Annotated in this window: 21 protein-coding genes and 1 tRNA gene; 10 read left to right on the forward strand and 12 right to left on the reverse strand. The window is 60.5% G+C overall.

The features are described 5' to 3' along the window. Positions 1–10 precede the first annotated feature (10 nt). Positions 11–2392 (forward strand): RHS repeat-associated core domain-containing protein, encoded by a 2382-nt coding sequence (locus ABAC460_RS36080; protein ID WP_162150324.1) that lies wholly within the window; start codon positions 11–13, stop codon positions 2390–2392. 45 nt (positions 2393–2437) lie between these two features. After that, positions 2438–2737 carry a hypothetical protein gene (locus ABAC460_RS36085; protein WP_155914642.1) on the forward strand — a complete coding sequence of 100 codons (300 nt, stop codon included), beginning with the start codon at positions 2438–2440 and terminating at the stop codon, positions 2735–2737. Positions 2738–3047: 310 nt separating this feature from the next. Here the strand turns inward: ABAC460_RS36085 and ABAC460_RS36090 are convergent. After that, positions 3048–3124, reverse strand: a tRNA-Lys gene (locus ABAC460_RS36090). 205 nt (positions 3125–3329) lie between these two features. Here ABAC460_RS36090 and ABAC460_RS36095 point away from each other — a divergent pair. Next, positions 3330–4046, forward strand: coding sequence for a hypothetical protein (locus tag ABAC460_RS36095; RefSeq protein ID WP_023453578.1), 717 nt, complete (start codon positions 3330–3332; stop codon positions 4044–4046). Positions 4047–4372: 326 nt separating this feature from the next. Here ABAC460_RS36095 and ABAC460_RS36100 read toward each other — a convergent pair whose 3' ends face one another. From ABAC460_RS36100 to ABAC460_RS36130, 7 genes are all read right to left on the reverse strand, one after another. Further along, entirely contained in the window at positions 4373–6577 is a 2205-nt protein-coding gene (locus tag ABAC460_RS36100) for a TonB-dependent receptor (protein WP_023453579.1), read from the reverse strand. Between the two features lie 175 nt (positions 6578–6752). Then, a complete protein-coding gene (tgt, locus tag ABAC460_RS36105; RefSeq protein WP_023453580.1) occupies positions 6753–7874 on the reverse strand; it encodes a tRNA guanosine(34) transglycosylase Tgt in 1122 nt (373 codons plus the stop codon). A 2-nt stretch (positions 7875–7876) separates the two neighbouring features. After that, on the reverse strand, positions 7877–8947 hold the full coding sequence (gene queA, locus ABAC460_RS36110) for a tRNA preQ1(34) S-adenosylmethionine ribosyltransferase-isomerase QueA (RefSeq protein ID WP_023453581.1): 1071 nt from the start codon (positions 8945–8947) through the stop codon (positions 7877–7879). Positions 8948–8986: 39 nt separating this feature from the next. Beyond that, a complete protein-coding gene (locus tag ABAC460_RS36115) occupies positions 8987–9397 on the reverse strand; it encodes a hypothetical protein (RefSeq protein WP_023453582.1) in 411 nt (136 codons plus the stop codon). A gap of 83 nt (positions 9398–9480) precedes the next feature. Continuing rightward, positions 9481–9876 carry a hypothetical protein gene (locus tag ABAC460_RS36120; protein ID WP_023453583.1) on the reverse strand — a complete coding sequence of 132 codons (396 nt, stop codon included), beginning with the start codon at positions 9874–9876 and terminating at the stop codon, positions 9481–9483. A gap of 87 nt (positions 9877–9963) precedes the next feature. After that, complete coding sequence (locus tag ABAC460_RS36125) at positions 9964–10431, reverse strand: peptidylprolyl isomerase (protein WP_023453584.1); 468 nt, start codon at positions 10429–10431, stop codon at positions 9964–9966. Between the two features lie 74 nt (positions 10432–10505). Next, complete coding sequence (locus ABAC460_RS36130; protein WP_023453585.1) at positions 10506–10838, reverse strand: hypothetical protein; 333 nt, start codon at positions 10836–10838, stop codon at positions 10506–10508. Positions 10839–10937: 99 nt separating this feature from the next. Here ABAC460_RS36130 and ABAC460_RS36135 point away from each other — a divergent pair, with 99 nt between their 5' ends. The 3 genes from ABAC460_RS36135 to ABAC460_RS36145 are packed head-to-tail and all read left to right on the forward strand — an operon-like array spanning position 10938 to position 12602. Further along, positions 10938–11654, forward strand: a complete 717-nt coding sequence (locus ABAC460_RS36135; RefSeq protein ID WP_023453586.1) for an RlmE family RNA methyltransferase — start codon at positions 10938–10940, stop codon at positions 11652–11654. Between the two features lie 59 nt (positions 11655–11713). After that, on the forward strand, positions 11714–12052 hold the full coding sequence (locus tag ABAC460_RS36140) for a DUF1523 family protein (protein WP_023453587.1): 339 nt from the start codon (positions 11714–11716) through the stop codon (positions 12050–12052). Between the two features lies 1 nt (position 12053). After that, positions 12054–12602 (forward strand): DUF4287 domain-containing protein, encoded by a 549-nt coding sequence (locus ABAC460_RS36145; RefSeq protein WP_023453588.1) that lies wholly within the window; start codon positions 12054–12056, stop codon positions 12600–12602. On the opposite strand, the gene ABAC460_RS36150 is transcribed toward ABAC460_RS36145, so the two are convergent. Further along, on the reverse strand, positions 12599–13006 hold the full coding sequence (locus ABAC460_RS36150; RefSeq protein ID WP_155914643.1) for a hypothetical protein: 408 nt from the start codon (positions 13004–13006) through the stop codon (positions 12599–12601). The genes ABAC460_RS36145 and ABAC460_RS36150 overlap by 4 nt on opposite strands. A gap of 276 nt (positions 13007–13282) precedes the next feature. Between ABAC460_RS36150 and guaB the strand changes: the two genes are divergently transcribed. From guaB to guaA, 4 genes are read left to right on the forward strand one after another with little or no spacing between them, the layout of a single operon-like run. After that, positions 13283–14740 (forward strand): IMP dehydrogenase, encoded by a 1458-nt coding sequence (guaB, locus tag ABAC460_RS36155; protein WP_023453590.1) that lies wholly within the window; start codon positions 13283–13285, stop codon positions 14738–14740. 15 nt (positions 14741–14755) lie between these two features. After that, positions 14756–15160 (forward strand): MAPEG family protein, encoded by a 405-nt coding sequence (locus tag ABAC460_RS36160; protein WP_023453591.1) that lies wholly within the window; start codon positions 14756–14758, stop codon positions 15158–15160. Continuing rightward, positions 15157–16482, forward strand: a complete 1326-nt coding sequence (locus ABAC460_RS36165) for an RsmB/NOP family class I SAM-dependent RNA methyltransferase (protein WP_023453592.1) — start codon at positions 15157–15159, stop codon at positions 16480–16482. The genes ABAC460_RS36160 and ABAC460_RS36165 overlap by 4 nt, the downstream gene beginning before the upstream one ends. After that, on the forward strand, positions 16483–18027 hold the full coding sequence (guaA, locus tag ABAC460_RS36170; protein WP_023453593.1) for a glutamine-hydrolyzing GMP synthase: 1545 nt from the start codon (positions 16483–16485) through the stop codon (positions 18025–18027). 25 nt (positions 18028–18052) lie between these two features. Here the strand turns inward: guaA and ABAC460_RS36175 are convergent, their stop codons facing one another. From ABAC460_RS36175 to ABAC460_RS36185, 3 genes are all read right to left on the reverse strand, one after another. Continuing rightward, on the reverse strand, positions 18053–18889 hold the full coding sequence (locus ABAC460_RS36175) for a DUF3883 domain-containing protein (protein WP_023453594.1): 837 nt from the start codon (positions 18887–18889) through the stop codon (positions 18053–18055). A gap of 106 nt (positions 18890–18995) precedes the next feature. Further along, on the reverse strand, positions 18996–19784 hold the full coding sequence (locus ABAC460_RS36180) for a MerR family transcriptional regulator (RefSeq protein WP_023453595.1): 789 nt from the start codon (positions 19782–19784) through the stop codon (positions 18996–18998). 90 nt (positions 19785–19874) lie between these two features. Beyond that, positions 19875–21410: a DUF1963 domain-containing protein gene (locus ABAC460_RS36185; RefSeq protein ID WP_023453596.1), complete on the reverse strand. Its 1536-nt coding sequence runs from the start codon at positions 21408–21410 to the stop codon at positions 19875–19877. Between the last annotated feature and the right edge of the window lie 68 nt (positions 21411–21478).

The raw sequence follows: 21478 nt of genomic DNA on the forward strand, positions 1-21478 counted from the left end.
GGGCAAGATCATGACACGCATCGCCACAGCCTTCACCGCCGTTCTGGCCCTGGCCGCAACGGCCGTCCACGCCGAAACCGTGGTCAGCGTTACCCAGACCAGCTACGACAACAACAACCGCCCGACCTGCACGACCGTGCGGATGAACCCGGCGACCTATGGCGCCTTGCTCAGCAGCGCCTGTACCCTGGCCACTGAGCACGCCACCTATGGTCCCGACCGGATCACGAAGAGTACTTATGACAGCGCCGGCCAGGTGACCCAGGTCGATCAGGCCTATGGCACGTCGGTGCAGCGCGCCTATGCCCGCTATAGCTACTCAAACAACGGTCTGAAAACCTCCGAAAAAGACGCCAACGGCAACCTGACCACGCTGGAATATGACGGCTTCGACCGTCTGAAGAAGCTGCGCTATCCCAACACCACGATCGGCGCCGGTATCTCCAGCACGACCGACTACGAAGAGTTCGGCTACGACGCGAACGACAACAAGACCTCATGGCGGCGGCGCAACGCCATTACCATCGCCTACGGCTACGACAATCTCGACCGGACGATTCTGGAAGACCAGCCGGCCATCTCGGGCGTCCAGACGGCGACCGAAAAGGATGTCCATACCACCTATGACAGCCTGGGCCGGATCACGTCCAAGCGGTTCGTTTCGACCTCAGGCAACGGGGTCAGCTATGGCTATGACAGCCTGGGACGGACGACTTCCACCACGGATATCAACGGTCGCTCACTGGGCTACGCCTATAACAGCGCCTCGGCCGTAGCCGCTGTGACCTATCCCGACAGCTATGTCTTCACCCGCAGCCTGGACAATCTCAACCGCGTCACCCAGGTCTATAACGGTTCGACGGTGTTCTACTCGCAGGCCTATACCAGCCGGGGGCTGCGCAAGAAGCTGCTGCGCGGTGCCGCCATCGCGTCGGGGGAGCGAACCGACGCCGCCTGCGTGACTCAGACCAATGCCACCTGCTACAGCTATGATGCCTTCGGCCGGCTGACGGCGATGAGTCATGACCTGGATCTGACTGCCAATGACATCACCTGGAGCTTCACCGGACGCAATCCGGCCAACCAGATCACCAGTTGGGACGCCAGCTCGATCAACTATGACTACGACGAACAACAAACCACCACGGTCAACAAGACCTATGACGGCCTGAACCGTGACGCCGGCATCGCGGCCCTGGCTGGCGGTTATGATCTCAACGGTAATCTGAGCAACGAAAGCGCCAGCGCCGCCGATAAGCGCTGCATGACCTATGATGTGCTGAACCGCCTGCTGACCGTGGCTTGGTGCAACAACAAGCCGTCGCCGTACTTGACGCTGTATTACGATCCGGAGGGACGCCTGGCCGCCTATACGGGTAACGGTACCACGAACGAGTTCGTCTATGACGGTGTCAACCTGATCGCCGAGTACAGCTATTCCGGCGCCTATAACGGCAGCGGCGGTAGCGAAACCATGAACCGGCGCTATGTCCATGGCGCGGGCGTGGATGAACCGCTGGTTTGGTATGCCGGTTCAGCGGTGACGTCACCGAACTTCCTGCTGGCCAACTACCAGGGCAGCATCATCGGCTACAGCAACAGCTCCGGCACCCTGACCGAACTCTACCGCTACGACCCTTACGGATGGCCGACAAGTAGCTCTAACAGCAAGTTCTGGTACGGCTCGCGCTTCCGCTACACCGGCCAATACGCCATCCCGGAAGCGGAACTCTACTACTACAAGGCCCGTGTCTATGATCCGATGTACGGCCGCTTCCTGCAGGCGGACCCAATCGGCAGCAAAGATGATCTGAACCTGTATGCGTATGTGGGGGGAGATCCGATTAACGCTTCCGACGCATCTGGTTTGGCCAGTGTCGACAATTCCTTTGCTAGCAACGATTTTGATAGCGGAAGAGAAGGCGACCTATTCGATGCCGGAAAAAAGAAACGAAAGACAAAGCCCAAACCAAAATTAGAGGTAAGATATATAATTGAATATAATGGGCGGGAGTATAGAGTAAATGAGACAGAATTTCTCGCCTATTGCGCTACCGGTGGCGGATGTGCAATTAGTGTAACAACGGCGCAAGGGGAGCCAATTTACAGAAATGGAAAATACCGTGTTAGAAATAGTGATATTGATGTCGATCCTGTAACAGGAGAATATTTAGGCAATAAAGGAATATCTCTGAACACAGACCCCAACAAAGCTAAAAGTTTCGGTGCGGCTAGAAGGGTCACTTGGCTTCCAGAAGGCCTTATCATTCGGCATACCGATGGCACGCATTACGAGATACTGCCAGGAAGGCCTATGTCTCGAAAAGAATATGAAGAGAAAATTGATTTAATGGAAACTCAATATTACCTTAATAATTTAGGAGGTTCCTGATATGTAAGAAGTGCGTTCCGTATATATCTGTAGGTGGAGAAAGACGTGGCTATTAAAATAACGTATGATAAAGATTTTGACGAACGTGACGAATTTGAGGCCAGTAGTAGGGGGGTTATTTCTGGAGTAATTGTTGATGTTGATGAAAAGAGATACAAAGTTGATATCTATAATTATAAGAGGGCCATGTTGATGATTGAATGGCGATTGGAAAAAGATGAATGTTTTATGATTGTTCCGGGAACCATCATTATGAGGGAAGATTTAAATTTAAAGCATATGGAAGCTTGTATATCCAGGCTTTCGGATGTTGGATATTTTGACCTTTTACTTCCAATAAATTAGTTTAGTTTTTGTTTAGGCGACAGGTTGTTAATTACCTGTCTCAAGGCCCTTTGATTGCTTGACGGCTTTTAACAGTTGGATCTGCATTGATGGCCTGTCTCGCAAGCACAGTTACTTGGGTCCCTCGCCATTTTACCCAGTGGGGTAAATCTCCGCAAGCAAACTTCCGAGGAGGCTGGGTGAGTTCCGGTGACGCCATGCGCATGACCCCGCATCCCGCCAGGCCGTCCGGTAACAATTGGCCACAAATTGTTGGGAGTAGATGTCGTCTTTGCCATGATTATGTCACGCAAGCCATTCTAGTTTGACTTGGTGAGCCCGCTGGGACTCGAACCCAGGACCCTCTGATTAAAAGTCAGATGCTCTAGCCAGCTGAGCTACGGGCTCATGCCAAAGACGTAACGGCTTGACCCGGAACCAAAAAGGGTGGATCAAACGTGAGCGACTACATAGAGGGGAGTTCCGCGTTGCGCAAGCGTGCGGGGCTATTTTTGTGTATTGTTTTTTTATGCCCACAAGCTGTCCTTAAGACAGCCGGGGTGGAGGCGGGTGTATGAGCTTATGGCCTGATCAGGCTGATGGGGGGCGGACCATGACACGAAGCCGGACCGGTTTCGTTGCGGCCTGCGTACTGGTTGCTTCACTGACCCTTGGGGCGTGCGCGTCGTCGCCCGAATATCCGATTGAAACTTCGGCGCCGCGCGAGGACGGGCGTGGCCGCGAGCAGGCCGGCACCGAACGGATGCGCCAGAGCACCGAGGACAATAACGACTGGGGCGACGCCTTTACGGCGCCGCTCGAGGACTTCAACCTCAAGCGTCAGGACATTCCCGAAATCCTGCAAAATTCCGTCGTCAGGCCCTATGACCTGACCGGGCTGGATACGTGCGAAGCCATAGCCTCCCAGGTCGCGCAGCTCGATGCGCTGCTGGGCCGGGATTTCGATGAGCCGCCCCCGCCCAAGGATGAGCGCACCAATACCGAAAAGGGCAAGGAATTCGCCAACAAGCAGGCCGTCGGCGCCGTGCGTGGCGCCACCCGCAGCATCGTACCGTTCCGCGGCGCCATTCGCTACCTGTCGGGCGCCGACAAGCACCAGAAGCAGCTCGACAACGCCATCCAGGCCGGCAAGGTTCGCCGCGCCTATCTGAAGGGTGTCGGGATGAACAAGAACTGCGCCCCGCCGGCGGCGCCTTCGTGGTTCAAGCCACGGGTTTACGTCGAGACCTATGTCCAGCCGCCCAAGCCCGAAGCCATACCGACGAAAAAGACGACGTCGAAAAAGCGGACCAGCAAGAAACGCAGATAAACAAAAGGCCGGGATTTCTCCCGGCCTTTTTCCGTTCAGATTGACAGGGATTTGGCTAGGGTCTCCTGCCCAGCTTACGGCTATCGGATTCACATCTGCGCCCTCCAAGTCTATGCTTGGTGGACAATGCTAAAAAAGACCGCAATATAAATACCTTATCCCTCCCCGTTATACGGGGAGGTGGATCATTTGCTGGAAGCAAATGAGACGGTGGGGGATTTGGCCCGCCGGTCTTTCCGCTTCCAATCAACCAATTCAGCAGGCCTTGGCACCAAGAAATCCCCCCTCCCCACAAAGTGAGGAGGAGGTGTTGCCCAACCTGGACTTTAGAACGACTTGCGGACGGCGATCCCGAAGGTGCGCGGATCATTGACCATGCCGGTCAGGTTGTTGAAGTCGATGGCGCTTTCGGCGCGGATTTCGTCGGTGATGTTGCGGACGAAAACAGCGAACTCCGTGCCTTCATCGGTCAGGTACCCCACACGCAGACCGCCGATGAACTCGGGCTTGCCTTCGAACTCGACCGCTTCATACAGGAAGAAGTTGACCTCCGAACGGTAGAACCAGTCGGTGTAGGCGAAGACCTGGCCGCCATTTTCCAGCGGCCAGGCATAGCGGGCCGTGAAGTTGGCGACATATTTCGGCGCCTGGGGCAGGGGATTGCCGTCAATCATGGCCAGGCCGCCGACCACCGGGTCCTTGACCGTACACATGCCGGAACCGCAGGGGCCGACCCCCAGGGTCGGATCCTGGATTTCGGTGTAGTTGTAGCTGGCGCCCGCCGTCAGCAGCAGGTTCGGGATCGGCTTGGCCGTCAGGTCCAGCTCCAGCCCGTAGCCGATGGCCTTTTCGGCATTGATCAGCTTGGCGGAGTTGTTCGAACCACCGACGGCGGTCAGTTGCAGGTTCTCGGTCTCATAGCCGTAGATCGAGGCGTCCAGGGTCAGCTTGCGGCCGAAATAGACGGACTTGATGCCGGTTTCGTACGAGGTCGTGGTCTGCTCTTCCACGGTCGGCACGGTCGGGGTGAAGACGAAGTTCACCCGGTCCTGGATTGCAGGCCCCAGATAGCCGGTGGCGATGCGGGCATAGATGTTGGTCGTCGGCGACACCTCATAGGTCAGGCTGAGATCGCCGGAGACATTGTCGCCGCGCACCGTGGATTCCGCCGGCAGGGTGACGCCGGTCAGGACCGGTGTACCGGAAATCTCGTCGGTCTTGCGGTCGGCCGAGAAACGCAGGCCGCCACGGACGGTCAGCAGGTCGGTCGGCTTGTACTCACCCGACACGAACAGGCCGTAGTTGGTCTGGTAGTTTTCGTGCAGGACATTGGCGTTGACCGCGCCGGCGCCGTCATAGTTCAGCTCGTTGTAATACAGCTTCTGTTCGAAGAAATAAACGCCGGCCTGGGCGCTGACATTGCCCCACGGATCGAACTCGAAGCGCACTTCCTGGCTCAGTTCCTGCGGCTTGGAGATGCCGCCAGTGCTGCTGGGGAAGAGGGCGTTGTTCAGGCCCAGCGGCGGATAGGTGTAGGTGTCACCGCCGTCGATATCGCCCGAGCTTTCGACCTTGGCCGTCTCATAGCCGGTGATCGAATGCAGCGTGCCGACGCCGTCGAAGACATAGTTCAACTGGATGCCGACGCCCGAGGACGACAGGGATTGCGAGGTGACGCCGTCCAGGGCGACCTTTTCGACGTCGAAACCGTCGGAGAAGTCGTTGCTGCCTTGCTTGAACAAGCCGGCGCGGAAGACGCGCGGCGTGCCGTCCAGGCTGCGGGCGTGGATGTTGAACAGGGCGTCGAAATTGCCCTTCTTATACGAGATCTGGGCGCGAGCGGCGCGGTCGGTATAGCCTTCCAGCATGTCGTCGGCGACGCCGGTCGTGGCGGTGTTTTCGACCCAGTCGTCACGGTGCTGAATCTGGCCCGACAGGCGGAAATTGATGCCGTCGGCGAGCGGACCGGTGACGGCGGCTTCCAGGTTGGTGCTGCCATAGGTGCCGACCGAGGCGCTGCCGAAGCCGCCGAAGACGTCGGAGGGCTTGGCCGAGTTGATCTTGATCACGCCGGCCGGGGTATTGCGGCCGAACAGCGTGCCTTGCGGGCCGCGCAGGACTTCGACCGAGGCGACGTCGAAGATCGGGAAGGCCTTGAGGATCGGATTTTCCAAAGCCACATCGTCATAGACGACCGACACCGGCTGGGCGGCGTTGACGTCGTAGTCGGTGTTGCCCAGGCCGCGGATATAGAAGCGCGGATAGGTCCGGCCGAACGACGATTCGGCGATCAGGGACGGCACGCGCCCAGACAGCAGACGGATGTCCTGGCCGGACGAATTCAGTATCCCCAGCTTTTCGCCGGAGATGGCCGAGACGGCGAGCGGGACGTCGCGGGCGGCTTCGCTGCGGCGGGTGGCGGTGACGATGACCTCTTCGCCTTCCTCCTGGGCCATGGCCGGGACGGCGAAAACAAGGGTGGAGACGCCGCCCAGCAGGACGGCAAGACGCGCGGATTTACGAGACAGCATGGGCATGTTCCCTCAGATGTGAAGAGACGTGCCTTCCTTGCCGTAACCTGCCTGATTGTTGATCCGGCTCCGTTGTGGAGTCCGCAATAGGGGGAGGGTTACGCCGCCATGACGCATTTGCAACAGAATTGCTGCGTTTGCGTAACAAAGCTCGCCACTGTGGCGAAAATGCAGTTTACGTAACGTCACGCGTCCAGCGGCTGAGCAGTTCGGCGCGCAGCTTATCGAAGGTGCCGGCGGCGATCGCTTCGCGCATCCGGATCATCAGCGCCTGGAAGAAGGCGATGTTGTGCCACGACAGCAGGACCTGACCCAGGATCTCCTCAGCGCGCACCAGGTGATGCAGATAGGCCTTGGAATAGTCACGGCTGGCCGGGCAGTCGCTGGTCGCGTCCAGCGGTGCGTCGTCTTCGGCGAAGCGGGCATTCTTCATATTGATCGGCCCGTCCCAGGTCCACACCTGGCCGTGGCGGCCCGACCGGGTCGGCAGGACGCAGTCGAACATGTCGACGCCGCGCGCCACGCCTTCCAGCAGGTCGATCGGCTTGCCCACCCCCATCAGGTAGCGCGGCTTGTCCCAAGGCAGCAGGGGCGCGCAGAAATCCAGTGTGTCGCACATGGCGCGATGGCCTTCACCGACCGCCAGCCCGCCGATGGCGTAGCCGTCGAAGCCGATCTCCATCAGGCGGTCGGTCGATTCGCGGCGCAGATGCTCAAAGGTCGAGCCCTGCTGGATGCCGAACAGCACCTGACTGTCGCGCGTGCCGAAAGCCTGTTTCGAGCGCAGCCCCCACCGCGCCGACAATTGTAGGGCCTCCTGGGCGCGTTTCTCTTCGGCCGGCCATGACACGCACTCGTCCAGTTGCATGACGATGTCCGAGCCCAGCAGGTCGGCCTGGATTCCGATCGACCGCTCCGGCGACAGGACGTGTTTCGATCCGTCAATGTGCGAGGCGAAGGTGACGGCGTCCTCCTTGACCTTGGAGATTTTGGACAGGCTCATCACCTGGAAGCCGCCGCTGTCGGTCAGGATCGGACCGTCCCAGCCCATGAATTTGTGCAGGCCGCCCAGGCGCTTCACGCGCTCGGGCCCCGGCCGCAGCATCAGGTGGTAAGTGTTGCCCAAAATAATCTTGGCATGACTCTGGCGGACCATGTCGAGCGTCAGGGCCTTGACGGTGGCGGCGGTACCGACCGGCATGAAGATGGGGGTGGGGATGTCACCGCGCGGCGTCTTCAAGACGCCGGTGCGGGCCTGGCCTTGCGAGGCGTGGATCGTGAAGGGGAAGGCACTCATGTTTAAACTTCCAGTTTTCGCGAAGTGTTGTCCAGCAGGCAGGCGTCGCCATACGAAAAGAAACGATAGCCGTCGTCGATGGCGTGACGGTAGGCGCGCTTCATGACCTCGGTGCCGGCGAGGGCGCTGACCAGCATGAACAGGGTCGATTTCGGCAGGTGGAAGTTGGTCATCAGCAGGTCGCAGGACCGCACCACCACGCCCGGCGTAATGAAGATGGCGGTCTCGGAAGCGAAGGCCTGTATGGTGCCTTGCGGATCGCAAGCGCTTTCCAGCAGGCGCAGCGACGTGGTTCCGACGCACACAATGCGACCACCGGCGGCGCGGGCGGCATTGATGCGGGCGGCGGATTCCGCTGTTATGACGCCGAATTCCGCGTGCATGACATGGTCGTTTGTGTCCTCGACCTTGACCGGCAGGAAGGTCCCGGCGCCGACGTGCAGGGTTATGCGCTCCACCCCAACCCCGCCGTTTTGTAACACTTCCAGTAATTGCGAAGTGAAATGCAGCCCCGCCGTCGGTGCTGCGACCGAGCCTTCTTCGTTGGCAAAAATCGTCTGATAATCGCGCTTGTCCTGATCGTCCTCACGCCGTTTCGACCGTATATAGGGCGGCAGGGGCATGGCGCCGATGACGTGCAACCGCTCGATCAACTCCTGCGGAGTCTGTTGAAAATCAAGGGTATATCGCCCATCTTCTTCCTTGTCAGCCACGATCGCTTGCAATTCAATATCGCTGCCGAAGTGCAAGTGATCGCCGATTTTGACCTTACGTCCGGGCTTCAGAAACGCCTGCCACTGCGTGGTGCCAGTAGATTTTATCAACGTCGCCTCGATGGCGACCTCGCTGTCGCCGCGGCGGCGCACCCCATGCAACTGCGCCGGCAACACCTTGGTGTCGTTGACCACCAGCAGGTCGCCAGGCTTCAGAAATTGCGCGATATCGCCGACCTTGGCATCGGTCAGGTCACCCTGCGCGTCGACGCGTAACAGGCGCGCGGATTCCCGCGGCTCGGCGGGGCGCAGGGCGATACGGTCGTCGGGAAGGTCGAAATCGAAGTCGGAAACCAGCATGGCGCGTCTCAAACGCGCAAATGCCGCTCAGGTCAAGGCTTAAACCGCCAGCGCCTTTTGCAGATAGCCGCGCTGGACCTTGATCCAGTCCAGGCCTTCGTCGAAGCTCGGGAAGATTTCGGTGCTGCGTGTCGGAAACAGCGACTGAGTTACCGGCAGCCGCGCCCTTACCAGCGAATCTTCGCTGATGATGGCGGTGAAGCAGCCGCGGTCGCGGCCATTGGCAAAGGCCGACCAGCGTTGCCCCAGGTCTTCAATCTCGCCGACCAGGACGGTGCCGTCATACCGACGCATGTCAATGATGCAGTCATAGGTCCAGATCTCATGGACCTTAAGCAGTTGATCCATCATGCCATCATTGATCTCGTCGCCTTCGATTTCGCCGAAATAGCGCGCGATGAAGATGCGGCAGGTTTCGTCGAAGGTGATGGTGATGCGCGAACGGCTCATAGGGTCTTGTCCTGGCGGGACAATCACCATGTCACAACGGCCTTAAGGTAGTATTGAGGCGGTTGCAATTTTTTGCAATCCGATCACGCGGCAAGCGCGGCGCCCGTTTTCAGCCAGTCCAGGCCTTCGTCGAACGATTCGAAAACGGCGATGCCGCGGTCCGGCATGGCGCCGCGCAATTCACGCAGTTGCAGATGCAGGACTGGGCAGGGGCTGACCAGAGCCATGCGGCGGTCGCGGTCGCGGCCTTCGGTCAGGGCGCGCCATTTGTGAGTCAGGAAGGACAGGTAGTCGCCGGAAAGTTCCGCTTCATAGCGGCGGAAATCGAACAGCGCGTCGTAGGTCCAGGGCTTGTCCACCTTGCCCAGGCGGTCGATCAGGTCCGGGCTGGCGCGTTCGTCGCGCAGGCTGTGCAGCCGGATAAACAGAATGCGGTTGAGGCCATCGACATTGAGGCTGATACGCGAACGCTTGGGCATAGGGTACTCTACTACGGCTTGGTACTATTAAGGCCCACATCTTAACGATGTGGGCCTTAACAAGCTTTTAAGCTCAAGCCGAGAGTTTTAAACGACGTCGGCGGCAACGCGCATGGTAACGATCTTGCCCGGCGCGCGCGGCGGTTCGCCCTTGGGCAGGGCGTCGACGTTTTCCATGCCTTCGGTGACCTGGCCCCAGACCGTGTATTGCTTGTCCAGGAAGCGGGCGTCGTCGAAGCAGATGAAGAACTGGCTGTCGGCGGAATCCGGATTTTGCGAGCGAGCCATCGAGCAGACTCCGCGGACGTGCGGTTCGGCGTTGAATTCCTGCTTCAGCTTCTTGCCCGAACCGCCAAAGCCCTGGCCTTGCGGGTCGCCGCCCTGGGCCATGAAGCCCGGGATGACGCGGTGGAAGACGATGCCGTCATAGAAGCCTTCGCGCGCCAGTTCCTTGATACGGGCCACGTGGTTCGGCGCCAGGTCGGGGCGCAGGCGGATCGTCACCGGGCCGGTGTCGAGCGTGAGGATGAGGGTGTTTTCGGCATCATCGGCCATGGTTTAAGGCTCCTTGGGGCGGTAAATCGCGCCTGACATAGGCGTAAGGCGGCGCGATTGCAAATCCGGAATCGTCAGCCGCATTCCGCCGGCAGTTGCAGGTTGATCGGCAGGTTGTCGCAGGCACGCTTGATTTCGGTCCGGATGATCTTGCAGGACGTGTCGACATCGCAGAGCTGTTTGGTCTCGGGGGACAGCCTGACGCACCGTTGCGCCAGCTTGTGGGCTTCCTCGTCGCCGATCTCAAGGCGGCATGATCCGGCCTTTTCCGATGAGTCGACATAGGTCACTTGCGGCAGTTGCGAGGCGGCTTCCACCTCGGCGGCGGTGGCGACGTCAGCCGGCTTTTCGGACGGCCCACAGGCCGATAGCAGGAAAAGCGGGATCAGGAACAGGGCAGGGCGCATGGCTTGAGTCCTTTCGTTCTGATGGCGGTTTAGCGGGTTGAATGTAAGAAAGGAATTTGGAAGCTTTCGTGACATGGGTCCGACTGATATAGACGCGGCATGAACGATACTCCCGAAGAGCCCGAACGTCGCCGCATGGTCAAGCCGCCCGAGGGCGGAACCCTGGCCGGACGCGGTAAAGGCCACACCGCCGTCAAGACTGCCAAGTACCGCACGCAATCCTCTGCCAAGTGGCTGGAACGGCAATTGAACGACCCTTATGTCCAGCAGGCCAAGGCTGAGGGCTGGCGATCGCGCGCCGCCTTCAAGCTGATCGAGATCGACGAACGCTTTCGCCTGCTCAAGCGCGGATCCCGCGTCATCGACCTGGGCTGCGCGCCTGGCGGTTGGGTCCAGGTCGCGAAAAAGCGCGGCGCGGCGCACGTCGTCGGCGTCGACCTGTTGCCGGTCGATCCGGTGCCGGGCGCTGATATCCTGCAGGCCGATTTTACCGATCCGGCTATCGGCCCGCAACTGATCGAATTGATGGGGGGCAAGCCGGATATCGTGCTGTCCGACCTGGCGCACAATACAGTCGGACACAAACAGACCGACCACCTTAAGATCATGGGGCTGCTGGAGATGGCCGGCGACTTCGCGCTCGACAATCTCAAGCCCGGCGGCGCCTTTGTCGCCAAGGCCTTCCAGGGCGGCGAGACGGAACAACTGCTGTTGAAGTTGAAGCACGCCTTCGAAGTGGTCAAGCACATGAAGCCCAAGTCCAGCCGCGCCGGTTCGACGGAAATCTACATCGTGGCGACGGGCTTTAAGGGGTAATGCCATTGCCGCCCTGCAATCGCGGGGTTAGGGTTGCGGCTGCATTAGGAGGGCTGGACGTGAAGAGACTGATTGTCACCATTCTTGTGGTTGTGGTTGCCGTGTTCGTCGGCTGGGCGACCTGCCCGTACTGGACCGCGGGCTCGACGGAGGTTACCGTCACCCACGTTGAAAACAAGCTTATGGATCGGCACGGCAAACGCCAGGATGTCTATCTGGTCTTCACCAGCGACGGTACCTATCGCAACACCGACAGCCTGCACTATTTCAAGTTCAACTCCTCCGATATCCAGGGCAAGCTGGCCCAACAGGGGCGTTTCAAGATCAGCTATTACGGCTTCCGGGTGCCGGTGCTGTCGATGTACAAGAACATCACCAAGGCCGAGAAGATCGAGTAGCATGTCGTCCCAGGCCTATCTCGATACCATCCGCGAAAAGACGGGATTGGGACCCGACGATTTCCGCCGCATCGCCGCCGAACGCGGATTGACCAAACATGCCGACATCCTGGCCTGGGCCAAGGGCGAACTGGGCCTGGGACATGGCCACGCGAATGCGATCGCGGCCGTACTGAAACAGGATGCCGCCGGCGGGCCGAAATCAGCCGATGATAAGCTGGCGGCGCATTTCGCCGGCAAGAAGGCGATATGGCAGAGCGCTTTCGATGCGCTGGCGGCCGAAGTCAACGGCTTTGGCGAAAACGAGATCGCTCCAGCGGAAGGCTACATAAATCTGAACCGCGGCAAGATGAAGTTCGGCATCGTCCAGGTCGGCGTTGAGCGCATGGATGTCGGGATCAAGCTGAAGGGCTTCGATCCTGGTGAGCGGCTGGAGGCCGCAGGAAGCTGGAACGCCATGGTAACGCACCGGGTGCGTGTGACCGGGTCGGACCAAATCGACACGGAACTTTTGGGATGGCTGCGCGCCGCCTATAACGCGGCCGGTTAGAAACTGTCGGCCGCTGGCGCAGGGGGCTTGGACCGCCAAAACCGCCAAACCACCCATGCAGCGAGGGTGGTCAAAACGCCCAAACTTCCCGTGATGAGATGACCAGAATCCCAGAATTGCCATTCGCCGGTCGGTTCATCACTGGCAAGTATCGGCCAAAACAAAAAAGTCATGCCGGCGCCAAGGCCGTAGCCGCAGAAAAACCCAAACGGACTAAGCAACCACCAGCGGTCCAGACGCCAGCGAGCCAGCAGGAGAAGCGTGGGTATGCCGATTCCGGCGACCGGAACCAAGGCAACGGCAAAAAGGAAGACGAGACCAAGCGCCATCGAACCGAATGGCATATATCCGCCGCCTTGCTGAAGTGCCGTTATCACCGCGCAGACAGCCAAAGCCGCCATCATGGCGGCGGTTCCCACAGCCGACGCACCAAGGGCCCGCAGGAACGGCGACATAGAGGCGAAGGGTGCGGGCGCCGACATCAAACCAAAGCCTTCTGAGAAGCAGAATCCAAGCGTTGTTCAACTTGCATGGTTTTCCCCTCCGTCGGAAGGTCCATTCTATCACGAAACCCCATGTGTTACAGATATCACGAGAACCGAAACAATAATTTGTTCCCACGCCCCTTTACCTCCTCCGGCGATTCCCCTATGCACACCTCGCAAAATGGAGAGTCCCTTATGGATATACGCGAAGGCCTCACCTTCGACGACGTTTTGCTGGAGCCCGGCCCCTCTGAGGTCGTGCCCACTCAGGTCGAAACGAAGACCCGCTTCACCCGCACGCTGAACCTGAACATCCCGCTGGTCTCTTCGGCCATGGATACGGTCACCGAAGCCAAGCTGGCGGTTGCTATGGCCCAGTCCGGCGGATTGGGCATCGTCCACCGCAACCTGACCAACGAACAGCAGGCCGACGAAATTCGCGCCGTCAAGCGCTTCGAGTCCGGCATGGTCATTAACCCGATCACCATCCATCCCGACACCAAGCTGGCGGAGGTTCGCGACATCATCGCCCGCCGTAGCATCTCGGGCTTTCCGGTCGTCGAGCGCGAGACCAACAAGCTGGTCGGCATCCTGACCAACCGCGACATCCGGTTTGAGAGCGACGGTTCCAAGACCGCCGCCGAGCTGATGACGCGGGACAACCTGATTACCGTTACCGAGGGCGTCGATCAGTCCCGCGCCCGCGACCTGATGGCGCGCCACCGTATCGAGCGCATCATAGTCGTTGACGAAGCTTACCGGTCGGTCGGGCTGATCACCGTCAAAGACATGGAAAAGTCCCAGGCCTATCCCAGCGCCGCCAAGGACTCCTCCGGCCGTCTGCTGGTCGGGGGTGCATCGACCGTCGGGGACGCCGGTTTCGAGCGCTCCATGGCCCTGGTCGAGGCCGGCGCCGACGTGGTGGTCATCGACACCGCCCATGGCCATTCCAGCCTGGTGTCCCAGGCCGTGACCCGGCTGCGCAAGGAGACCAACAAGGTCCAGATCGTTGCCGGCAATGTCGCCACATATGACGCCACCCGCGCCCTGATCGATGCCGGCGCCGACGCCGTCAAGGTCGGTATCGGGCCGGGCAGCATCTGCACCACCCGCATCGTCGCTGGCGTCGGCGTGCCGCAACTGACCGCCATCCTGGACAGCGTTCGCGCGGCCAAGGACTCGGGCGTGCCGGTCATTGCCGACGGAGGCATCAAGTTCTCGGGTGACCTCGCAAAAGCCATTGCGGCGGGTGCTTCGACCGCCATGCTGGGCTCGATGTTCGCCGGTACCGAAGAGGCGCCGGGCGAGGTCATCCTGTACCAGGGCCGGTCGTACAAGTCGTACCGTGGCATGGGCTCGCTGGGCGCCATGGCGTCGGGTTCGGCGGACCGCTACTTCCAGAAAGAGGTTCGCGACTCGATGAAGCTGGTCCCCGAAGGCATTGAAGGCCAGGTGCCGTACAAGGGGCCGATCGCCCCGGTGCTGCACCAGTTGGTCGGCGGCCTGCGCGCCGCCATGGGCTATGTCGGTGCCCCGACCATCGAAGAGTTCCAGACCCGGGCACGCTTCGTTCGCATCACCAATGCCGGCTTGCGCGAAAGCCATGTCCATGACGTGATGATCACGCGGGAAGCGCCCAACTACAGACAATAGGATTGGGCAATAGTCATGACACAGGAACTCTGGGTTGCGGTCTGGGCGGGGCTGGTCGGTCTGATCACCCTGCTGGCCGCGCCGGTCGCGGCCTATACGGCGCCCGGCTATCCGAAGTGGAACGCCGGTCCGCGCGATACGCCGTTCGAGCTGCCGCCGGTGGCCGGACGGCTGCAACGGGCGTTTGCCAACTTCATGGAAACCTATGTTTTCTTTGCGGTTGTTGCGGTCTGCCTGAACTTTTCAGCGAAGTCGGACCTGATTTCGATCTGGGGATCGCACATCTACCTGGTCGGCCGCATCGCCTATGTGCCGCTCTACGTCCTCGGTGTGCGTGGCATCCGTTCGCTGGCCTGGATATTCTCTCTGATCGGCCTTTTGATGTGCCTGTACACGCTCTTTTTCGGACACGCCCTTTGACGCCAGCCGCCCGCCTGCAAGCCGCCGCCGACATCCTGGACCAGTTGTCCGGGACGCGGGCGACGGCGGAAGCCGTCCTGAAGCAGTGGGGGCAAGGCCATCGCTATGCCGGCTCGAAAGACCGCCGCGCCATTGCCGACCGGGTTTATCGCTGTACGCGTGCCCGGTCGCGCCTGTTGTGGGCGATGCAGAAGACCGAAAAGTCGGCCGGGCAGGGCAGGGCTTTGGTCCTGGCATCGCTGGCCCTGATCGATGGCGCGCCTCTGGACGAGATCGAGACCTTGTTCAACGGTTCAGGCTATGGGCCGAAACCTTTGACGGATGAAGAAAAATCCCTGATTTCATCGGTTGACGGTGATGCCCCTTTGTGGGTGAAAACCGGATTGCCGGAATTCGTGGTCGGCCGTTTCCAGCAGCAGTTCGGCGACGATTGGGCCGCTGAAGCCACCGACCTGATGATGCCGCGGGCCCCCATCGATCTACGGGTCAATGGTGCCCGCACGACCCGCGATGCCATGCTTAAGGTTCTGGGTGAGGAGGGGCTCTCGCCGCAACCGGCGCCGTTTTCGCGCTTTGGCATCCGCCTGCCGGCCGAGCCGCCGCCCAACCTGGTCAAGCTGTCGGCCTATCAGCAGGGGCTGATCGAAATCCAGGACGAAGGTTCGCAACTGGCCGCCTTCCTGGCCGGTGCCGGTCTGTTGCCGGGGGCGGACAAAGTCGTCGATTTCTGCGCCGGCGGCGGCGGCAAGACCCTGGCCCTGGCTCAGATGATGGACGGCAATGGCGAGATCTATGCCTGCGATGTCGTCGAAAAACGTCTGCGCGCCATCGAACCCAGGCTGCAGCGCGCCGGTGCGTCGGCCCATTTCGTCCATTTTTTCGATCCGGAAGATGAGACGCAGCTTGAACTGCTGCGCGGCGCCGACCTCGTTCTGGTCGATGCGCCCTGTTCGGGTTCCGGCACTTGGCGCCGTCACCCCGAGGAAGCCCATCGCTTGAACGAGGCCGAGGTCAAGCGGCTGCACGACCTGCAAACCCATATCCTGTCGCGGGCGGCGCGCTGCGTGAAGCCCGGCGGCCGGCTGGTCTATGTCACCTGTTCGGTACTGGACGACGAAAACGCCGCCACGGCCGATGCGTTCGAAGCGCAGAACCCGGCCTTCGATGCCTTGCCGATCCACAGCCTGGCCGGGATGGCCGGTCTTTATATCGATCAGGCGGCGCACCTGACCCAACTTTCGGCAGGCCACCGCCTGCGCCTCACCCCCCATACCACTGCCACCGACGGCTTCTTCATCGCCGCCTATACAAGGACGTCCTAAGTGCCCGCTCATCACGAAGCGCTTCTCATCATCGATTTTGGTTCCCAGGTCACCCAACTGATCGCGCGCCGGGTGCGCGAATGCGGCGTCTACTGCGAAATCCACCCCTTCACCAAGGCGGCCCACGCCATCGACAGCCTGCGCCCCAAGGCGGTGATCCTGTCGGGGTCACCGCACAGCGTCATCGACCAGGGACCGAAGATCGACGCGACCCTGTTCGAGATGAACTTGCCGGTGTTCGGCATCTGCTACGGCGAGCAACTGATGTGCGACCTGCTGGGCGGCAAGGTCGAAGCCGGCCATGACCGCGAATTCGGGCGCGCGAACATCAACATCGTCAAGCCGTCGCCGATCTTCAAGGGGCTGAATGACAGCGAAACCGTGTGGATGAGCCACGGCGACCGCGTCACCGCCATACCCGAAGGCTTCGAGGTCATCGCCGTGTCGGAAGGCGCGCCCTATGCCGCTATCGCTGATGAAGCGCGCAAGTTCTACGCCGTGCAGTTCCACCCGGAAGTGGTCCACACGGCCCGCGGCACCGACATTATCCGCAACTTCCTGTTCGAAATCGCCGGCTTTACCGGCGACTGGTCGATGGCGTCGTTCCGCGACGAGCAGGTGGCTAAGATCCGTGCCCAGGTCGGTTCGGGTAAAGTCATCTGCGGCCTGTCGGGTGGGGTTGATTCCTCTGTCGCCGCCGTCCTGATCCACGAAGCCATCGGCGAGCAACTGACCTGCGTCTTCGTCGACACGGGTCTGCTGCGCAAGGAGGAGGGAGCGCAGGTGGTTTCCCTCTTCAGGGATCACTACAACATCCCGCTGATCCATGTTGAAGCGCAAGAGCTTTTCCTCGGTGCGCTGGCGGGGATCGACGATCCCGAAACCAAGCGCAAGACCATCGGCAAGCTGTTTATCGACGTGTTTGACGCCGAGGCCGCCAAGATCGATGGCGCGCAGTTCCTGGCCCAGGGGACGTTATATCCTGACGTGGTAGAGAGCGTGTCGCCTTCGGGTGGCCCTTCGGCGGTAATCAAGTCGCACCACAATGTCGGCGGTCTGCCGGACTATATGAAGCTAAAACTGGTCGAGCCGCTGCGTGAGCTGTTCAAGGACGAAGTGCGGGCTTTAGGCCGCGAACTAGGCCTGTCCGAACAGTTTGTCGGCCGCCATCCGTTCCCCGGACCGGGTCTGGCGATCCGCATTCCGGGCGCCGTAACGCCGGAAAAGGTAAAAACCCTCCAGGAAGCCGACGCCATCTATCTCGATGAAATCCGCAAGGCGGGTCTGTACGACCAGATCTGGCAGGCCTTTGCCGTGCTTCTGCCGGTCAAAACGGTGGGCGTTATGGGCGATGCCCGGACCTATGAGGACGTGTTGGCTTTGCGCGCGGTGACGTCGAGCGACGGCATGACGGCGGACTTTTTCGAGTTCCCGTGGCCGGTTCTGGGCCGCTGCGCCACCCGCATCGTCAACGAAGTCCGCGGCGTCAACCGCGTGGTCTATGATGTGACGTCCAAGCCGCCTGGCACGATCGAGTGGGAGTAGGCGTTCCCTATTCGTGTACGTGAACTTACATGAAGTTGGCTTCGTAGCTAGTTGCTACCAACTCAACATGTCGCGACAAAGGTGGGCGAATTTCGAATGCACGAGGTTCTCTTGTGAAATTCCATAGGCGAAAGAGTATCCACTCATTGCTGTTCGCCTCTGAAACCGCCAGTTCGTTTTGTGTGATATGAAAAGGTGTGCGGTCCCACCCGTTCGTCGTCTTCACTTCTATAAGGCGTCGATTGCCTTCGGTATCGTAGCTTCCGATGTCGAAGCCCGCGCCATCCCCGTCCAGTTCCGAGACCCATCGAATGCGTTCTGCTAGGTCGCGTCTTCCCGCGGCTTGAAGTTTGGCGCGCTCATGAGCCAACACACGTTCTTCTCCTGCCCGTCCAAGTTGTCGGTTCCGGGCATCTCGGGCCGCGACGTCATACTTGCGGGCAATAGCCGCCATTTCGGCTGTTTCAGCTGGCGGCAATGAATTACCGAGAGTTGGCGGCGGTCCAATCCAAAGAGGTGAGTCTTCCTGAACGCCGATTGGTGAGTACTTCGAAATAACAGGTTGGAAGGTTGCGCCTTCCGGTAATAGGTCTAGCCGTCGTACGACGGCATCAACTAATGACATTTGAAAATTGAACGCGGGTTTGTAGCCGGAAATCCACGTCTGTCCCAAACCCTTAAGAACGGCGCTGATATTCTGGTGCTTATATTCTATCGACCCGCGAGGACGATTAATCCGGCTTTGCAGAGCGCGGTTGTGCTCTGCCTTGCTGTAGGGACGTCCGCTGATGTCGTTTTCCAACATGGCAAAGTAGTCGGCGACAATGGTGTCATTTTGCTCGTCAGTCCAATCAACAGCCATGGCTACGTCACGATTTCGGAATTCTTCTCAACCATAGCGAACGCCCGGAATCGGTCAAGCGTAGTCAATCAGGCGGTTGTTGCTGTGACGACCGCCTGACCAACATTTAAGGCTTGGCGCAAATGCCCGCTGCTATCGCGGCGCCATAAGCCCTGCCGATATAGTCCATCATAGCGGTGGAGCTTTTCGACTGCGCCTGGAAGTCGGGCTGGTCCAGCATGTCGATGGCGACGGCGCGGACCTTCATGGTCAGTAACTTGTCGCCGCCGGTCGCGACCGCCACCTGGGCCATCCAGCGTCGTGCCAGGTCCATGGCCTCGGCCGTTTCCGGAGCATGGCTCGGCATCAACCGGCCAGCTTCGGCGATCAGATCGTCCCAGTCGCTGTTAGGCTTGTCCATGCCGGCAAAGCCGTTTGTCGTCAGGAGGTTCTGTTCTTCCGGCGTCAGGTGCTTGGCAGCGATTTCATCATAGGTGGCGCTTTGGGCGTTCGGGTTGGTCATGAGGGTCTCTCGAGTCAGGTGGATCAGGTCGTCTGAAGAGAGACTGCCATCCCGGGCAAGCTGTTCGCGGGCGGACGCCACCAGGGAGAGCGCGCGTTCCACCTCCGCCTTCTGACGCTGCAACATGGCTTGGTGCATGGTCAGGAAGGTGGCCAGGTCGGCGGTGCGGCCTGACAGCAGCCCGGCGATGCGGCTCAGTGACAGGCCAAAGCCTTTCAGGGCAAGGACCTGCTGTAGCCGGGCCAGTTGGTCAGGGCCATAGACACGCCAGCCGGCCAGGGTGCGCTCGGGACGCACCAGGCCGCGGGTTTCGTAGATGCGCAGGGCCTTGCCGCTGACACCCAGGCGTCTCGCGGTTTCCGCCGGGCTGAGGTAACGAACAGCTTGGTTCAAGATAAGAAGTCCTTCTTCAGACGCCGCCATCTGTCGGGCCTGCCCCTGGGGCCGGAGCAAGCCCTTTTTGCCGGGATTCGGACTTTTTTCTCAGTAGGCGTCGGCCGTGAGTTCGACCCGGTCGAAACGGCGGGCCTTCAGGTCTTCGGGCGTGATCCAGAACTGGTAGACGCCTTCACCGAAGAAGTGCGCAATGCCGTCGTTCGACGACAGTTCCAGCAGGAGAAGATGCGTCTGGGCGCGTGCATATTGGTTGCCCTGGACATCGCAGGGCGGGGCCAGTATGCGGTCCGGCGTCACCGCATGGAACCCGTAGGTGGAGGTCGAGGCCAGGGCATGACGGCCGTGGACGCGGCGAGCGGTTTCCGGCGGTATCCGTGCCGCGGCTTCGGGGCCGGCCGTAAGTGAGGCTTCGACCGACAGGGTAAGGGCCTGGGTGATGATGGCATAGGTCAGCCAACTGTGCTCGGACAGGAAGGCGAAGAAAGCTGCCGCCGGGTCGCCAGGTACGGCCCAAAAGGGTGATTGTCCCTCGGCATAGTTCCGCCAGGCTTGGGTGGCCTCGCGCAGGCTTTCGATCTTGGTATCACGTTCGGCTTGCGACAGGTCGCGCAGCGCCGCCGTCGAGGGCAGGCGGTGTGGTTTCAACCGTTCCAGGATCAGTCCGCAGGCGATCTGAACAGCGCGCCAGTCCTGGGGATAGTTGGCGAAGGGGCGGTTCAGTCCGCTGGTAACCACCAGGTCCTTGACCGAGAAGGGTTCGGACAGCACGTCATCGCCCTGAGCGCGGCGCAGTTCGTCGGCCACGGCCTTGTCGTCCGGCCACAGGATGGGCGCATCCGGCGCCTCCGGATCGGGGACATGGGGTGGCAAGTCGATCACCACGGGCTCGAACGGCCAGCGCGGCAGGGTTTGCGGGCATTCCCCTGCCGATTGCGTCCATTCCCAGACATAGGGGGCGTGTTTGCCGTAAGCGAGGTCCAAGGCCGGCGGCGGTATTACGGGCGCCCAACCCGTCGTCGGCCCGGGTTCGTAGACGATTCGGAAATGGTCGTGGTGCTCCCAGGCCAGGTCCAGGAAAACATAGAGCACGCCGCTGTGGGGCAGGAGGTTGCGGTGACCCGTGGCCGGGATCGCGGCACAGTCAATCTGCATCAGGAAGGTCAGCGGCTTGGACGAAGCTTGGGGCCATGAGAAATGCTTTGAAGCCAAGGGGACCCCGCCGAAGAAGCTTAAGGCACCTGCGCCGGTGTGCGGTGGAAAATGCTGACGGAAGACGATGGCGTTGCGGCCGCCCGCCCGGATCTCTTTGGTCGCCGTCAGTCTCTGGGGTGGCCTGTGAACCGGTGTTCCGCCGGTCGGTGTGGCGACGCGGGTAAGGCGGTCGGTGAAAGCCGGAGAGGTTTCGGGGGCCGTCGGGACGGGGATCGGAATGGGTGCCGGACTGGGGATGCGACCCCAGATCCACCAGTGCGTGCCGGCCGCCGCCGCCGCGATCAGGAGCGCAATGGCCATCAGGCCGGGCTGCGATGGACTAACCCGATCGTCGGTAAAGACCGCTGTGCCGGCGACGATGGCATAGAGGACCACAATAAAGGTGCCGATGGCGTTCAATATGGCTTTCATGGCCTGCCCCGAAACTTTTCTGCCCGCGCCACCTTAACCCGGCAGACTTGACGCTTCGTAAGCATCCT

This window comes from Asticcacaulis sp. AC460 (assembly GCF_000495795.1).
In the GTDB taxonomy this organism is placed as follows: Bacteria; Pseudomonadota; Alphaproteobacteria; order Caulobacterales; family Caulobacteraceae; genus Asticcacaulis.

What these genes read in the sequence shown, in the direction of transcription:
- ABAC460_RS36080 (WP_162150324.1), top strand. Translation starts at nt 11, where the DNA reads ATGACACGCATCGCCACAGCCTTCACCGCCGTTCTGGCCCTGGCCGCA.
- ABAC460_RS36095 (WP_023453578.1), top strand. Translation starts at nt 3,330, where the DNA reads ATGACACGAAGCCGGACCGGTTTCGTTGCGGCCTGCGTACTGGTTGCT.
- ABAC460_RS36100 (WP_023453579.1), bottom strand. Translation starts at nt 6,577, where the DNA reads ATGCTGTCTCGTAAATCCGCGCGTCTTGCCGTCCTGCTGGGCGGCGTC.
- tgt (WP_023453580.1), bottom strand. Translation starts at nt 7,874, where the DNA reads ATGAGTGCCTTCCCCTTCACGATCCACGCCTCGCAAGGCCAGGCCCGC.
- queA (WP_023453581.1), bottom strand. Translation starts at nt 8,947, where the DNA reads ATGCTGGTTTCCGACTTCGATTTCGACCTTCCCGACGACCGTATCGCC.
- ABAC460_RS36115 (WP_023453582.1), bottom strand. Translation starts at nt 9,397, where the DNA reads ATGAGCCGTTCGCGCATCACCATCACCTTCGACGAAACCTGCCGCATC.
- ABAC460_RS36120 (WP_023453583.1), bottom strand. Translation starts at nt 9,876, where the DNA reads ATGCCCAAGCGTTCGCGTATCAGCCTCAATGTCGATGGCCTCAACCGC.
- ABAC460_RS36125 (WP_023453584.1), bottom strand. Translation starts at nt 10,431, where the DNA reads ATGGCCGATGATGCCGAAAACACCCTCATCCTCACGCTCGACACCGGC.
- ABAC460_RS36130 (WP_023453585.1), bottom strand. Translation starts at nt 10,838, where the DNA reads ATGCGCCCTGCCCTGTTCCTGATCCCGCTTTTCCTGCTATCGGCCTGT.
- ABAC460_RS36135 (WP_023453586.1), top strand. Translation starts at nt 10,938, where the DNA reads ATGAACGATACTCCCGAAGAGCCCGAACGTCGCCGCATGGTCAAGCCG.
- ABAC460_RS36145 (WP_023453588.1), top strand. Translation starts at nt 12,054, where the DNA reads ATGTCGTCCCAGGCCTATCTCGATACCATCCGCGAAAAGACGGGATTG.
- ABAC460_RS36150 (WP_155914643.1), bottom strand. Translation starts at nt 13,006, where the DNA reads ATGATGGCGGCTTTGGCTGTCTGCGCGGTGATAACGGCACTTCAGCAA.
- guaB (WP_023453590.1), top strand. Translation starts at nt 13,283, where the DNA reads ATGGATATACGCGAAGGCCTCACCTTCGACGACGTTTTGCTGGAGCCC.
- ABAC460_RS36160 (WP_023453591.1), top strand. Translation starts at nt 14,756, where the DNA reads ATGACACAGGAACTCTGGGTTGCGGTCTGGGCGGGGCTGGTCGGTCTG.
- ABAC460_RS36175 (WP_023453594.1), bottom strand. Translation starts at nt 18,889, where the DNA reads ATGGCTGTTGATTGGACTGACGAGCAAAATGACACCATTGTCGCCGAC.
- ABAC460_RS36185 (WP_023453596.1), bottom strand. Translation starts at nt 21,410, where the DNA reads ATGAAAGCCATATTGAACGCCATCGGCACCTTTATTGTGGTCCTCTAT.